13 protein-coding genes are annotated in these 13,457 nt (G+C 68.6%); 5 read left to right on the top strand and 8 right to left on the bottom strand.

Going from position 1 to position 13,457, the window contains the following annotated elements; genetic code table 11:
• Positions 1 to 131 precede the first annotated feature (131 nt).
• From K9D25_RS08010 to K9D25_RS07990, 5 genes are all read left to right on the top strand, one after another.
• The gene (locus K9D25_RS08010; RefSeq protein ID WP_244450328.1) at positions 132 to 2,348 is read left to right on the top strand and encodes a primosomal protein N'; all 2,217 of its coding nucleotides are present in this window, start codon (positions 132 to 134) and stop codon (positions 2,346 to 2,348) included.
• Between the two features lie 91 nt (positions 2,349 to 2,439).
• Positions 2,440 to 2,595, top strand: a complete 156-nt coding sequence (locus K9D25_RS08005; protein WP_244450327.1) for a DUF5993 family protein — start codon at positions 2,440 to 2,442, stop codon at positions 2,593 to 2,595.
• Positions 2,596 to 2,605: 10 nt separating this feature from the next.
• On the top strand, positions 2,606 to 3,199 hold the full coding sequence (locus tag K9D25_RS08000; RefSeq protein WP_244450326.1) for a disulfide bond formation protein B: 594 nt from the start codon (positions 2,606 to 2,608) through the stop codon (positions 3,197 to 3,199).
• A gap of 190 nt (positions 3,200 to 3,389) precedes the next feature.
• Positions 3,390 to 3,683 carry a hypothetical protein gene (locus K9D25_RS07995; protein WP_244450325.1) on the top strand — a complete coding sequence of 98 codons (294 nt, stop codon included), beginning with the start codon at positions 3,390 to 3,392 and terminating at the stop codon, positions 3,681 to 3,683.
• Between the two features lie 3 nt (positions 3,684 to 3,686).
• Positions 3,687 to 4,631 carry an AEC family transporter gene (locus tag K9D25_RS07990; protein ID WP_244450324.1) on the top strand — a complete coding sequence of 315 codons (945 nt, stop codon included), beginning with the start codon at positions 3,687 to 3,689 and terminating at the stop codon, positions 4,629 to 4,631.
• Positions 4,632 to 4,641: 10 nt separating this feature from the next.
• Here the strand turns inward: K9D25_RS07990 and K9D25_RS07985 are convergent, their stop codons facing one another.
• The 8 genes from K9D25_RS07985 to sdhA form a co-directional block, all read right to left on the bottom strand.
• Positions 4,642 to 5,901: a glycerophosphodiester phosphodiesterase family protein gene (locus K9D25_RS07985; RefSeq protein WP_432207938.1), complete on the bottom strand. Its 1,260-nt coding sequence runs from the start codon at positions 5,899 to 5,901 to the stop codon at positions 4,642 to 4,644.
• Positions 5,902 to 5,989: 88 nt separating this feature from the next.
• Complete coding sequence (locus K9D25_RS07980) at positions 5,990 to 6,661, bottom strand: DUF2161 domain-containing phosphodiesterase (RefSeq protein WP_244450825.1); 672 nt, start codon at positions 6,659 to 6,661, stop codon at positions 5,990 to 5,992.
• Positions 6,662 to 6,682: 21 nt separating this feature from the next.
• The gene (locus K9D25_RS07975; protein WP_244450323.1) at positions 6,683 to 7,393 is read right to left on the bottom strand and encodes a spermidine synthase; all 711 of its coding nucleotides are present in this window, start codon (positions 7,391 to 7,393) and stop codon (positions 6,683 to 6,685) included.
• An 85-nt stretch (positions 7,394 to 7,478) separates the two neighbouring features.
• Positions 7,479 to 9,164, bottom strand: coding sequence for a benzoylformate decarboxylase (gene mdlC, locus K9D25_RS07970; protein WP_244450322.1), 1,686 nt, complete (start codon positions 9,162 to 9,164; stop codon positions 7,479 to 7,481).
• 54 nt (positions 9,165 to 9,218) lie between these two features.
• Positions 9,219 to 10,118 (bottom strand): tRNA glutamyl-Q(34) synthetase GluQRS, encoded by a 900-nt coding sequence (gluQRS, locus tag K9D25_RS07965; protein ID WP_244450321.1) that lies wholly within the window; start codon positions 10,116 to 10,118, stop codon positions 9,219 to 9,221.
• 4 nt (positions 10,119 to 10,122) lie between these two features.
• Complete coding sequence (locus K9D25_RS07960; protein ID WP_244450320.1) at positions 10,123 to 10,737, bottom strand: LysE family translocator; 615 nt, start codon at positions 10,735 to 10,737, stop codon at positions 10,123 to 10,125.
• Positions 10,738 to 10,807: 70 nt separating this feature from the next.
• Positions 10,808 to 11,590: a succinate dehydrogenase iron-sulfur subunit gene (locus K9D25_RS07955; RefSeq protein ID WP_244450319.1), complete on the bottom strand. Its 783-nt coding sequence runs from the start codon at positions 11,588 to 11,590 to the stop codon at positions 10,808 to 10,810.
• 21 nt (positions 11,591 to 11,611) lie between these two features.
• Positions 11,612 to 13,453 carry a succinate dehydrogenase flavoprotein subunit gene (gene sdhA, locus K9D25_RS07950; protein WP_244450318.1) on the bottom strand — a complete coding sequence of 614 codons (1,842 nt, stop codon included), beginning with the start codon at positions 13,451 to 13,453 and terminating at the stop codon, positions 11,612 to 11,614.
• Positions 13,454 to 13,457: the final 4 nt, after the last annotated feature.

Raw genomic sequence — 13,457 nt, 5'->3', positions numbered from 1 at the left:
CCATCCCGGAACTGCCGCAGGCACTATTCGGGATGGCTACCAGAATGGAGAGCGGTCCCGGCTCTGCGCTACGCTCCGGCCGGGATGACGATGTGGCGACGCTTGCTGCCGCAATGCGCTAAGAAGGCGCCATGCCGAGCCCACACGCCGCCGATTCCCCTCCCCTCTTCCCCGCGCCGGTGCGCGTGGTGGATGTGCTGCTGCCGCTCGCCCTCGGCGCCGCCTATTCCTACCGCGTGCCGGACGGGATGGAGGTGGCGCCCGGCGATATCGTGGTGGTGCCGCTCGGCACGCGGAACATGCTGGGCTGCGTCTGGCCGAGCCCGGAAAAGGCCACGCCGGTCGACCCCGCCAAGCTCAAGCCGATCCAGCGCCGCTGCGAGGTAGAGCCGCTGAACGCGCGGATGATCGCGTTCATACAATGGATCGCCGACTACACTGTCACCCCGCCCGGCATGGTGCTGCGCCTCGCCCTGCGCCATGATGAAAGCGCTGGCATCGGCCGCGAGCGCGTCGGCGTCCGCCTGACCGACCACCGCCCGGCTCGGCGCACGGCAGCGCGCGAGAAAGTGGTGACGGCGCTGGCGGATGGCCTCGTGCGCGCCAAGAGCGAAGCGGCGAAGGAGGCGGGCGTCTCGCCCTCCGTGGTGGACGGGCTGATCGATGACGGCGTGCTCGAAACCGTCGTCCTACCGCCCGAGCCCGCCGCCGAGACGCCGGACCCGGACCACGCCGCCCCGGATCTGCTGCCGGCACAGGCGGAGGCCGCCGCGCGGCTTGTCGACTCGGTCAAATCCGGCAGCTTCCAGCCCTTCCTCATCGACGGCGTCACCGGCTCGGGCAAGACCGAGACATATTTCGAGGCGGTGGCGCAGGCGATTCGGCAGGGGCGGCAGACGCTGATCCTGATGCCGGAAATCGCCCTCACCCAGGCATTTCTCGACCGCTTCGCCCGCCGCTTCGGCGTGCGCCCGGCGGAGTGGCATTCGGCTGTGTCGTCGAAGCGACGCGGGCGGGTGTTTCGCGGCGTGGCGTCCGGCGAGGTCGCCGTGGTGGCCGGTGCCCGCTCGGCGCTGTTTTTGCCCTTCCGCGACCTCGGCCTCATCCTGGTCGATGAAGAGCACGACAGCGCCTACAAACAGGAGGACGGGGTCCACTACCACGCCCGTGACATGGCCGTGGTGCGGGCACGGCTGGAGGGGGCGAGCATCGCCCTCGTCTCCGCTACGCCCTCAATAGAGACCGAGGTGAATGCACGGCGCGGGCGCTACACGCGCCTCGCCCTGCCCGAGCGCTTCGCCGGCACCAAGGTGCCCCGGCTGGAGCCGATCGACCTGCGCCGCGAGGGCCCGCCGCGCGGCCAGTGGATCGCTCCGCGCCTCGCCCGTGAAATGGAGCGCACCATTGAGGCCGGCGGACAAGCACTGCTGTTCCTCAACCGGCGCGGCTATGCCCCACTCACCCTCTGCCGTGCCTGCGGCCACCGCATCAAATGCCCCTCCTGCTCCTCCTGGCTGGTCGAGCACCGCTTCCGCCGCCGGCTGGAGTGCCACCAGTGCGGCTACGCCATGCCGGTGCCCCATGAATGCCCGAACTGCCACGAGCCCAATGCGCTCATCCCCTGCGGTCCTGGCGTCGAGCGGCTGCATGAGGAGGCGGCGAAGCTGTTCCCGGAAGGCCGGCTTCAGGTGCTCTCCAGCGATCTCGCCGGCGGGGTGGAGCGGCTGCGCGCCGAGTTGAAGGCGATCGAGGATGGCGAGGTCGACATCATCATCGGCACCCAGCTCGTCGCCAAGGGACATAATTTCCCCGGCCTCGCCATGGTCGGCGTCATCGATGCCGATGTGGGCTTGGGCCATGGCGACCCCCGCGCCGCCGAGCGCACCTTCCAGCTGCTGCACCAGGTCGCCGGCCGCGCCGGCCGCCATGAGGTGGAAGGGCGCGCCTTCCTGCAGACCTACATGCCCGAGCACCCAGTGATGCAGGCGCTGGTGGCGGGCGACCGCGACGCCTTCTACGACCGCGAGATCGCCATTCGCGAGGAAGCGCATCTGCCGCCCTTCGCCCGGTTCTGCGCCCTCATCATCTCCGGCACGGACCCGCATGCGGCGCAGGCGCATGCGCGCGCGCTGGCTGCCTGCTCGCCCTTTACCGACAAGGTGCGGGTGCTGGGGCCCGCCGAAGCGCCGCTGGCGTTGATTCGCGGCCGCCACCGCTACCGCCTGCTCGCCCGCTGCGAGCGCAGCTTCGATCTCTCCGCCTATGTCCGCGCCTGGATGGCGGGCGCGCCGCGCGCCACGGGCAGTTTGCGCGTGGATATCGACATCGACCCGCAGAGCTTCGTCTAGAAGCCGCCTGCCGCGCTGCGTCATGACTTTGCGGTATAATCCTGCTCTTGTGTGTCGACGGTAGACGAGCCGACGCGCGGAGTGCAGCCTGATGATGAGCCTTCCCTTTTTCGGGTTCTGTTTCGCTTTGGCCTTCGCGGCCCTTGGCCGGCGCGCGCTGGCGCTCGCCGCCTGCCTCCTCTCGATCGCCGTGCTGCTGACCCTGTTCAAGCTGCACGTCACCTCCGCGCTCGATATCGTGCTGTGAGGGACGCGACATGAACAACGACACTTCCCCCGGCTTCCTCTCCCCGGAGCTCGCCCGCCAGCTCAACGCGCTTGGCCTCATAACCATCGGCGTTGTGCTGCTGGTCGCGTTCTACGACCAGTTGGTCGGCGGCGAACTGCCCTGCCCGCTCTGCATTCTGCAGCGCGCCGGCTTTGTCGGCGTCGGCGTGGGCCTGGCGCTGAACCTGAAATTCGGCCCGCGCCCGAGCCACTACGCGCTCGCCATTCTCTCCGCCATGGCCGGCGGCGCGGTCGCCGCCCGGCAGGTGCTGCTGCACATCGTGCCCGGCACCGGCACCTTCGGCGCGGCGTTTCTCGGCATGCATTTCTACAGCTGGGCGCTGCTGCTGTTCATCGTCATCATTGCCGGCTGCGCACTGCTGCTGCTGTTCGACCGGCAGTTCGCGCCGGCCGCGCGCGTCCACACGCTCAGCGGGCTGGTGCTGTTCGCCTTCGCGCTCATCGCCCTGCTGGCGCTGGGCAATGGCGTTTCCACCGTGCTCGAATGCGCCGGCGGCCTGTGCCCGGACGATCCGGTGAGCTATCAGCTCCTTGAGGGCGCGGCGCCAGCCCCGGCACCCTGAGCGCAGACGTGGAAGGGCGCCTGCCATTGACGGCGGCGCGCGCGGCGCCTAGTTTCCGCTCCATGATGATCGCTTCGATCGAGACAGCGCGGTTTTGCGCGGGACGGCGAATTCGCCGCCCGGCCGACAGGTTCGGCCGGGTTTCCTGAACGCACGCCCTCCCGATTCCTCGTCATCATCGGACGCTCCCATGACTGCCGGTCTTTGCCGCCACCGCCTCGTCGTCGAGGCGGATGCCCATCCCAATCTCATGCTCCGCCTGCTGGAGCCCTTCGCCATCCATGACGTCCAGCCGACTCGCATCCGGCTGGACGGTCCGGCCGATGGCAAGATCGACCCCGCCCATCTCGGCACGCTGCGGGCGGAGATCGCCTTCGTCGCCGGGCCGGAACTCGCCGAGCGGCTCTGGGCGCGGATCGACGTGATGGTGCCGGTGCGCACCTCCCACCTCGTCTCCAGCGCCTCCGGCGAGATCGCGGCCTAAGCGATGCTGGCCCAACTCGGCGCCATCGCCCTTGTCGTGACGCCGGTCTTCGGCCTCATCGGCCTCGGCTTCATCGCTTCCATCTCCGGGCATCTGCGCGAGCGTGCCGCCGAGGGCCTATCCGAATATGTGTTCGGGCTGGCCGTGCCGGTGCTCATCTTCAAGACCCTGGCCGAGGCGCAGCTTCCGGCGGAGGGTCAGCCCTGGGGCTACTGGATCGCCTATTTCACCGGCGCCTTCACCGTTTTTGCCCTCGGCATGCTCGCAGCACGCCGGCTGTTCGGCCGGGGCCACCTCGAATCGGTGATCCAGGGTTTCACCTCGGGGCAGGCGAACACCGTATTTGTCGGCGTGCCACTCATCCTCCAGGCTTTCGGGCCGGAGGGCGCGGTGCCGCTCTTCCTGCTCATCGCCATCCATCTGCCGATCATGATGGTGCTGGCGACCGTGCTAGCCGAAGGCGCGGCCGCCGGCCTGTCGCTCAAGACGATGCGTCAGCTCGGCCGCATGCTGGCGCTCAACCCGATCCTGCTCGGCATCTATGCCGGCGGCATCGCCAAGCTCACAGGCTATATGCCGGGCGGCGTTCTGAAACAGACGCTGGATCTGCTCGCCGCCTCCGCCGTGCCCTGCGCGCTGGTCTCGCTCGGACTCGCTCTGCACCGCTATCCCGTGCGGGGCGATGTCGGCCCGGCGATCCTGATCTCGACGCTTAAGCTCGGTGTGCACCCGGCCATCGTCTATGCGCTGACCCGGGTGCTGCCGATGCCGCCGGTCTGGGCGGATGTGGCGGTCGTGTTCGCCGCCATGCCCTGTGGGATCAACGCCTACCTGCTGGCGCAACGTTACGGAACCGGCGTCGCCGCCTCCGCCAGCGCGGTCTCGCTGTCGACGGCGGTCAGCCTGTTCACCGTAACGCTCTGGTTCCTGATCCTCGGCGTCAGCTGAGGCGCCGCCCTCAGTCGAGCTTCAGGCAGTTGGCGTAGAAGGTCGTGGTCGCCGGCCAGTCGGAGAACACGCCGATCACACCGATGTCGCGGCCGAGCACGTCGAGCAGCGCCAGCATGTCGCCGTCGCGGTCGATCACCGGCTTGACTGACTGGTAGTAATAGCCGCCGCCGGTATTGAGCGGGCCGGAGCGCTCCAGCGACCAGCTGATGAGGCCGAGCCCGGCCTTCTTCGCCTCCTCGGCGTAAACGGAAGGCCCGATCCGGCCGTCCTTATGCGTCACCAGCATCCACAGCGGCGGGGCGAGGATCTTCACACCCTTGTCGGCCAGTTCCTGCATGGAGGGCTGCCAGGTCTCGGGCTTCATATTGTCGAAGCCCTTGCTCTCCTCGTCGCGCCCGTCGAGATACACCGCCTGCGCGCCAAAGGCGGGCTCGGCCTTCAGCCAATAGAGCACGTCGTCGAGACGGAAGGACTGGGCATAGACATCGCGCGGGTCGACGCCGGCCGCCTTGTACTCGTCGATCATCTGCTGAGCATAGTGCTCCTGACTATAGCTGCCCTCGAAGGGCATGGCGACCTCAGGGGTCTTCAGCTCGGGGGTGAATTTCAGCCCGAGCGATTTCACCAGTTCGATATATTCCTTGTGCGACACCAGCGTCGCCCGGTTCACGTAAAGGTCTGTGCGCCAGCTCGGCGTGCCGTCCATATATTCCTGCGCCGTCACCCCGCGCGGATTGAAGCCGTCCATCTTCGGCCGCAGCGATTTGAACTCGGCCAGCGTCAGGTCGCTGGTGCAGCATTTGGCGCTGGCCTTGCGCCCGGTGGCGGGGTCGGCCGGCTGAAAGCCTTCGGAGCATTTCGCCGCCAGTTCCGGCCGGGCGAGAATGTCCGTCGTGGTGTGCAGGTCGCACTGGGCGTGACGGCACACCAACTCGCGGTCCTTGGTGAAAGCGACATCGCATTCGATCACGCCGGCGCCCATGCGCGCGGCGGCGATGTAGCCCTCGCGCGTGTGTTCGGGAAACTGCAGCGGCGCGCCACGATGAGAGATGGAGAAGTTTTTCGCGGTGAACGGGCCCTTGCACTGAGCCAGTTGCTCCTTCAGCGCGCCGTCCTTCATCTCGCCGACGAGATAGAACGGGCGCGGGCCGATCTCGATGTCGCTTATCGCGGCGCTGCCGTTCTCGGCCGCCGCCGGCGCGGCCAGCACAAGCGCGAACAGCACCGGGACAAGCGGTCGGGCGGCAGGGCGCAGCGTTGCGCGCAGGGCGTGGAAGAAGGTCACGGGAGCTCTCCTGTCGGCTCGGGCGATGAGCGTTGCTATCCCGGGGCGGTGACAGGGGTTTGACGCGGCGTCAGCCGCCCCCCTCCTCGCGGGGCGGCTGCGGCCAGCGCGCCAGCGCCTCATGTCCCGCTGGGGTGAGGGCATAGACACCGCGCTCGGCGCGGGCGAACCAGCCATAGACATTGGAAAGCAGGATCTTGCCGGCATCCGGGGCATGCGGACGCAGGTCGCGCGGGCGCGCCGGGCCCGCGGCGAGCGCCGCCGCGCAGGCCAGTGCCTGCTGCCGATAGGCGGTCATCACAGGCACGCGCGAGCCACCGCCCACCGCCGGGTCGCCCTGCCGCCGCCGGTGCTCGGCGACCAGACGCGAGCGGCGGCGCGGGTCCTTGCGCGGCATCGGCGCGTCGGGAGCGACGAGGATCGTCACCTCGCCATCCGGCAGCACGGCGAGCATGCCGAAGCCGAGCCGGCGGCAGAGGTTGCGGAAGCGGGCGTCGCTTTCTCGGCCTTTGCCGCGCGCGGAAGCCCGCGCCGCCAGCCACACCTCGTCGCCGGCGCCGGCGCGGTGCACCGCCTGAAGCACCAGCTCCAGATTGAAGCTGAGCTTCAATTCCCCGATGATCACCACCGGCGTCTCATCGTCGGATAGCGCCACCAGATCGCAGCCACCGATCTCCCCCTTCACGGTGAAGCCGCGCTGTTCGAGAAAGCGCTTGATCGGCAGGTAGAGCGAGGTCTCCAGGGTCCGTCCTCCGGCTTGAACTCAGGGACGGCGCGGCGGGCGCGGCGCCGCCGGGGCACCGCCGGCGCGCTTTTCGGCCAGCCAGATGACATGGCGCGCGCCGCTCTTGCCATGGGCGCGCACCCGTGCCTCCTCCACCGCAAAGCCCGCTTGGCGCAGGCGCCCGGTGAAGCCGCTGTCCGGCGCCGAGGACCACACCGCCAGCACCCCGCCCGGCCGCAGCGCCGCCCAGGCCGCGCCGAGCCCGGCTGGGCTGTACAGTCCGTCATTCGCCGCCCGCGTCAGCCCGCCCGGACCGTTGTCGACATCGAGCAGGATGGCGTCATAGGCGGCCCGCCCCGCACCGATGAGCCGCGCGACATCGCCTTCCTGAAGGGTGACGCGCGGATCATCCAGGCTGTCGCCAAAAATCTCCGCCATCGGGCCACGCGCCCAGTCGATCACCGCCGGCACCAGCTCCGCCACCACGATCCTCGCCTCGGCCCCTACCTCGCCCAAAGCCGCGCGCAGGGTGAAGCCCATGCCGAGCCCGCCGATCAGCAGCACCGGCGCCGGCCGCGCGCCAAGCCGGGCGCAGACCAGTGTCGCCAGCGCCTGTTCCGAGCCGCTGAGGCGGCTGTTCATCAGCTCGGTCGCCCCGGCCATGATGGAGAATTCCGCCCCCCGCCGCTTGAGGCGCAGCTCGCCGCCGTCGGGCACTTGGGCGGTATCGAGCAGGGTCCAGGGAATCATAAGGGCGTCTCGGTGCGCGGCATCCCCCGAGGTAGCGCCGAACCGGGCCACCGGGCAAGAAGATGCCGACGCGCCGACGCTTTCCTCAGATCAGCGGCGGGATGGACGGGTTGATCGGCACCTCGAACACGGTCGGCCCCGTGGCGTTGAACGCCGCCGCCACCCGCTCCTTGAGAGCGCTGAGATCGCTGATCCGCTCGGCGGCGCAGCCAAAGCCCTTGGCGAGGCTGACGAGATCGAGTCCGGGAATGTCCAGCCCCGGCACGCCGGGCGTTTCCTCCAGCACGGCGAAGGATTTGAGGATGCCATATTCCCCGTTGCGCAGCGCGATGACGACCAACGGCACCTGCTCGCGCGCCGCTGTCCACAGCCCCTGCAGCGAATATTGGAACGAACCGTCGCCGATGATCAGCATCACCGGTCGGTTGCGGCCGGTATCGCGCTCGCCGAGCGCGATACCGACGGAGGCAGGCAGGTTCCAGCCGAGCCCGCCGCTGGCGAAGGTGAAGAAGGTCGCCGGCTCGGTGATCGGCCAATGCGTGTGCAGATCGGCGAGATTGGAGGGCGATTCCTCCACCAGCACCGTGTGCGGCAGTCGCACCTCAGCCAGCGCCGCGAACACCTCGGCGGCAGTGGGTACATCGCCCCCGGACGCCGGCGCGTCGGACGCCGGGTGCGGCGCCATGCGGTGCGCCAGCTTCTCGCGGGCCGCGCCCGTGGCCGCACGGGCGCTCACCAGCCCGGCCAGCCCGCGCGTCGCCAGCACCGCATCGCCCACAATGCTGTCGCCGACAGGCGCGCGCGACGTCTCCGCCGGGTCGTCGCTGATATGCAGCAGCCGCAGCCCCTGGGGGAGATAGGCGCCGGCGACATAGGGGTAATAGCGGAACACCGGCGCGCCGATGACGAGGGCGACATCGTGCCCTTTCAGCCTCTCGCTGAGCGGGCCGATGGCGAAGGGCAGCCCACCGGCATAGAGCGGGTGGTCCTCCGGAAAGGGGCAGCGCTCGCTCGCCGGCGCCGCAAACACGGTGGCGTCCAGCGCCTCCGCCAGCGCGATCGCGTCCGGCCATCCCGCGCCCCGGTCGATCGCCGCGCCGAAGATCAGCGCCGGGTTGGTGGCGCCGGAAAGGATGCCGGCGAAGTCTTTCAGCCGCTCCGGGTCGGGCGCGATGCGGTGGCTCACCGTGCGCACCACCGCGCGGCCTTCCAGCTTCTTGTCCCAGTCATCGAGCGGCAGTGAGAGGAACACCGGCCCCGCCGGCGCCTGCGTCGCGGTGGCATAGGCGCGCATGAAGGCGGCGGGCACGTCTTCCGGCCGCGCCGGTTCATAGCTCCATTTCACCCAGGGGCGCGGCAGTTGCGTGGCGTCGACATTGGTCAACCACGGCTCCATCAGCAGCATCTCACGCGTCTGCTGACCGGCGGTGACGATGAGCGGCGTCTTGTTGAGCGCAGCGGTGATGAGGTTGCCCATCGCATTGCCGAGCCCTGCGGCGGTATGGACATTGACGATCGCCGGCTTGCCGGTCGCCTGCGCGTAGCCATCGGCGATGGCGATGGCGGAAGCCTCCTGCAAGGCGAGGTGATAGGTGAAATCGGCCGGGAAATCCTTGAGGAAGGTTTCTTCCGTCGAGCCCGGATTGCCGAAGAAGGTCGTCAGTCCAAGATCACGCAGAAGATCATACGTGACCGAACGCACGGTGGAGCCCGCCATATCGTCCTCACCCGGCCCCCGCAGGCCGCACAGCTTGCCCCGCGCGATCACCATGTCGCGGCGCCGGGCGGACAAGCTTTCCCGATTACGCAGGGGAACTCAACCCTATCATTTGCGTACGAGTGAAGACTCCCCGCTTTTGCCCGCGCCTTGCGTCTCCAGCGCGCGGCGGCGCACCTCCTCGGGCGTCACACCCTCGGCTCGCAAGGAGGCCAGACTCTGCGAGCCAATGGATTTGGAAAGCTTGCGCCCTTCCGCATCCAGCAGCAGCGCATGATGGGTATAGAGCGGCGCCGGCAGGCCCAGCAGCACCTGCAAGAGCCGATGCACCGAGGTCGCCGCCTTCAGGTCCGCTCCGCGCACCACATGGGTCACACCTTGCAGGGCATCGTCCACCACCACGGCGAGGTGATAGGCGGTCGGCATCTCCTTGCGGGCAAGGATGACATCGCCCCAGGCCAGCGGATCGGCGGCAACATTCGTCACTTCTCCCGCCGCATCCACCTCTCGCCAGGCAAGGGGGCCCGCCCTCTCCACCGCCCGCGCCATATCCAGCCGGAGCGCATAGGGCTCGCCCGCCGCCACGCGCCGTGCGCGCTCGGCGGCACTCATCGCCGCGCGGGGGAACGGGAACAGCGGCGCCCCGTCCGGGTCGCTCGGCCAACCCGACCGCCCGGCCACCGCGCGGCGGATGTCGCCACGGGTTTCGAAGCTGGGATAGATCAGGTCCAGCGCTTCCAGCCGGGCCAGGGCTGACCGATAGTCGGCAAAATGCTGGGATTGCCGACGCACTGGCTGCTCCCAGTCCAGCCCGAGCCAGGTGAGATCCTCATAAATCCCGGCCTCGAATTCCGGCCGGCAGCGCGTGGCGTCGATATCCTCGATCCGCAGCAGCAGCCGCCCCTCGCTGGCTCGCGCCAGCGCGTCATTGATCAGCGCGGAGCGCGCATGGCCGAGATGCAATGGCCCGTTCGGGCTCGGCGCGAAGCGGAAGACGGGATGGGTCACGGGTTCAGCGGACCGCCACCACCGCGACGCCCGCACCCACCATCACGCCCCCCGCGGTGCGGTTCACGCGGCGTACCACCTTGGGCGTGCGCAACAGCCGGCGCGCGCGACCCGCCAGCAGCACATGACCGCCAACCACCACCAGCTCGACGGCCAGGATAACGACGGACAGGCTGGCGAGTTGGCCAAGCGTCAGGGAAGGTCCCACCACATTCGGCAGCAGCGCGACATAGAACAACGGCATCTTCGGGTTGCCGAGATTGAGCGCGACGCCGGTGGCGAAGTCCGGCAGCAGCCCGCGCCGCGCCGCCATGGGCGCCAAATCGGGTACCACCGGCGGGGCGGTCCAGAGCCGCACGCCCATCCACACCAGCCAGGCGGCCCCGGCATAGCGCAGCACCGTCATCAGCCAGCCCATTTCCTGCGCCAGCAGAGAAAGACCGCAGGCGGCGAGACCGAGAAAGATGAGCACCCCGGCGACCGTGCCGGCGCCATAGGCCAGCCCGGAGGGCGCACCATGCGCGAGCGTGCGCGCGACAATGGTCATGTTGTCCGGGCCGGGACTCGCGGCGAAGACGAAGAAGGCCGCCGCGAAGGCAAGCAGCGTCGAGGCATCCATGGGTTCCTCCCCCGGCGCGCCAACGCGCCCCAGAGGCTCAGGATAGAGGCTTCGCCGATTGGCGTTAACCTCAGAACTGCCGCGCCACCATCATCTTCTTGATTTCGGCGATCGCCTTGGCCGGGTTCAGCCCCTTCGGGCAGGCCTTGGCACAATTCATGATGGTGTGGCAGCGGTAGAGCCGGAACGGGTCTTCCAGGTCGTCCAGCCGGTCGCCGGTGGCCTCGTCGCGCGAATCGATCAGCCAGCGATAGGCCTGCAGCAGAGCGGCGGGGCCGAGATAGCGGTCGCCGTTCCACCAATAGCTCGGGCAGGAAGTGGAGCAGCAGGCGCAGAGAATGCACTCATAGAGCCCGTCCAGCTTCTCGCGGTCGCCGCGCCCCTGTCGCCATTCCTTTTCCGGCGCCGGTGTCTCGGTGTGCAGCCAAGGCTCGACCGAGGCGTGCTGGGCGTAGAACTGGGTGAGGTCCGGCACCAGGTCCTTCACCACGGGCATGTGCGGCAGCGGGTAGATTTTCACCGCCGAGGCATCCACATCGTCCATGCTCTTCAGGCAGGCGAGCGTGTTGGTGCCGTCGATGTTCATCGAGCAGGAGCCGCAAATGCCCTCGCGGCAGGAGCGGCGGAAGGTGAGCGTCGGGTCGACCTTGTTCTTGATCCAGATCAGCCCGTCGAGCACCATCGGCCCGCAATCGTCGCGGTCGACATAATAGGTGTCGACGCTCGGATTTTTCCCGTCATCCGGGTTCCAACGGTAGATCTTGTACTCGGTCAGCCGGTTGGCGCCGGGCGGCTTCGGCCACACCTTGCCTTCGACAAGCTGCGAGTTCTTCGGAAGCGTGAGCTGGACCATGGCGAGCGATCGTTCCCCGGCTCAATACACCCGCTTGCGCGGCTCGATGTACTGGATGTCGTTCGACAGCGTGTAAGTATGCACCGGCCGGTCATCGAGCCGCACGGACTGCGTCTCGAAATCCATGAAGGCCAGCGTGTGCTTCATCCAATGGGCGTCGTCACGCTCGGGATAGTCCTCGCGCGCATGGGCGCCGCGGCTCTCGGTGCGGGCGGCGGCGCTTTCCATGGTCACGCTCGCCTGCGCGATCAGATTGTCATATTCCAGCGTCTCGATGAGATCGGAATTCCAGATCAGCGAGCGGTCGGTGACGCGGATGTCGCTGGAGCCGGCGAACACGCCGGCGATCAGCTTGCGCCCTTCCTCCAGAACCTCGCCGGTGCGGTAGACCGCGCAATTGTTCTGCATCACCTTCTGCATCGACAGACGCAGATCGGCGGTCGGCGTGCCGCCCTGGGCGTTGCGGAAATGATCGAGGCGCGCAAGCGCGAGATCGGCCGAACCGGAAGGCAGCTCGCGCTGCTTGTCGCCCGGCGTCAGCAGTTCGGCGCAGCGCAGCGCCGCCGCGCGGCCGAACACCACGAGGTCGGTCAGCGAGTTGGAGCCGAGCCGGTTGGCGCCGTGGATGGAGACGCAGGCGCATTCGCCCACCGCCATCAGCCCGGGCACCACATGGTCGGGATTGCCGTGCTTCTTGGTGACGACCTCGCCGTGGAAGTTCGTGGGAATGCCGCCCATGTTGTAATGCACGGTCGGCAGCACCGGGATCGGCTCCTTGGTCACGTCGACGCCAGCGAAGATCTTCGCGCTCTCGGAAATGCCCGGCAGGCGCTCATGCAGGATCGCCGGGTCGAGATGATCGAGGTGCAGGTAGATGTGGTCCTTGTTCTTGCCGACGCCGCGCCCCTCGCGGATTTCCATCGTCATGGAACGGGAGACCACGTCGCGCGAGGCGAGGTCCTTGGCAGAGGGGGCGTAGCGCTCCATGAAGCGCTCGCCCTCGGCATTGGTGAGGTAGCCGCCCTCGCCGCGCGCGCCCTCGGTGATCAGGCAGCCCGAGCCGTAAATGCCGGTCGGGTGGAACTGCACGAACTCCATGTCCTGCAGAGGCAGGCCGGCGCGCAGCACCATCGCGTTGCCGTCGCCGGTGCAGGTGTGGGCGGAGGTGGCGGAGAAATAGGCGCGGCCATAGCCGCCCGTGGCGAGGATCACCGTCTGCGCGCGGAAGCGGTGGATCGTGCCATCGTCCATCTTCAGCGCGATGAGGCCGCGGCAGCGCCCCTCCTCGTCCATGATCAGGTCGAGGGCGAAATACTCGATGAAGAACTCGGCCGAGTGCTTCAGCGCCGCGCCATAGAGCGTGTGCAGAATGGCGTGGCCGGTGCGGTCGGCGGCGGCGCAGGTGCGCTGCGCCGGGCTCTTGCCATAGTCCACCGTCATGCCGCCGAACGGGCGCTGGTAGATGCGGCCTTCCTCGGTGCGCGAGAACGGCACGCCCCAATGCTCCAGCTCATAGACGGCGGCAGGGGCATGGCGCACGAGATACTCAATGGCGTCCTGGTCGCCCAGCCAGTCCGACCCCTTCACCGTGTCGTACATGTGATAGCGCCAGTCGTCGGTGCCCATATTGCCGAGCGAGGCGGCGATGCCGCCCTGCGCCGCCACCGTGTGCGAGCGCGTCGGGAACACCTTGGTCACGCAGGCGGTGCGAAGCCCCGCCTCGGAACAACCGACCACGGCGCGCAGCCCCGCGCCGCCGGCGCCGACCACCACCACGTCATAGGTGTGGTCGGTGATGGGATAGGCCGCACCGAGCGGCGACGCCCCATTGGCGGCGCCATTGGCGGAAGAGTTCCCGGCCATGGTC

The organism is Ancylobacter polymorphus, from assembly GCF_022836935.1.
GTDB lineage: Bacteria > Pseudomonadota > Alphaproteobacteria > Rhizobiales > Xanthobacteraceae > Ancylobacter > Ancylobacter polymorphus_A.
The sequence above is the reverse complement of the archived record's forward strand: the minus strand, read 5'-3'. Positions and strand labels throughout refer to the sequence as shown.

Excerpts from the sequence above, each read along its gene's own strand:
- K9D25_RS08010 (WP_244450328.1), top strand. The coding sequence starts at position 132 with ATGCCGAGCCCACACGCCGCCGATTCCCCTCCCCTCTTCCCCGCGCCG.
- K9D25_RS08005 (WP_244450327.1), top strand. The coding sequence starts at position 2,440 with ATGATGAGCCTTCCCTTTTTCGGGTTCTGTTTCGCTTTGGCCTTCGCG.
- K9D25_RS08000 (WP_244450326.1), top strand. The coding sequence starts at position 2,606 with ATGAACAACGACACTTCCCCCGGCTTCCTCTCCCCGGAGCTCGCCCGC.
- K9D25_RS07995 (WP_244450325.1), top strand. The coding sequence starts at position 3,390 with ATGACTGCCGGTCTTTGCCGCCACCGCCTCGTCGTCGAGGCGGATGCC.
- K9D25_RS07990 (WP_244450324.1), top strand. The coding sequence starts at position 3,687 with ATGCTGGCCCAACTCGGCGCCATCGCCCTTGTCGTGACGCCGGTCTTC.
- K9D25_RS07975 (WP_244450323.1), bottom strand. The coding sequence starts at position 7,393 with ATGATTCCCTGGACCCTGCTCGATACCGCCCAAGTGCCCGACGGCGGC.
- mdlC (WP_244450322.1), bottom strand. The coding sequence starts at position 9,164 with ATGGTGATCGCGCGGGGCAAGCTGTGCGGCCTGCGGGGGCCGGGTGAG.
- K9D25_RS07960 (WP_244450320.1), bottom strand. The coding sequence starts at position 10,737 with ATGGATGCCTCGACGCTGCTTGCCTTCGCGGCGGCCTTCTTCGTCTTC.
- K9D25_RS07955 (WP_244450319.1), bottom strand. The coding sequence starts at position 11,590 with ATGGTCCAGCTCACGCTTCCGAAGAACTCGCAGCTTGTCGAAGGCAAG.
- sdhA (WP_244450318.1), bottom strand. The coding sequence starts at position 13,453 with ATGGCCGGGAACTCTTCCGCCAATGGCGCCGCCAATGGGGCGTCGCCG.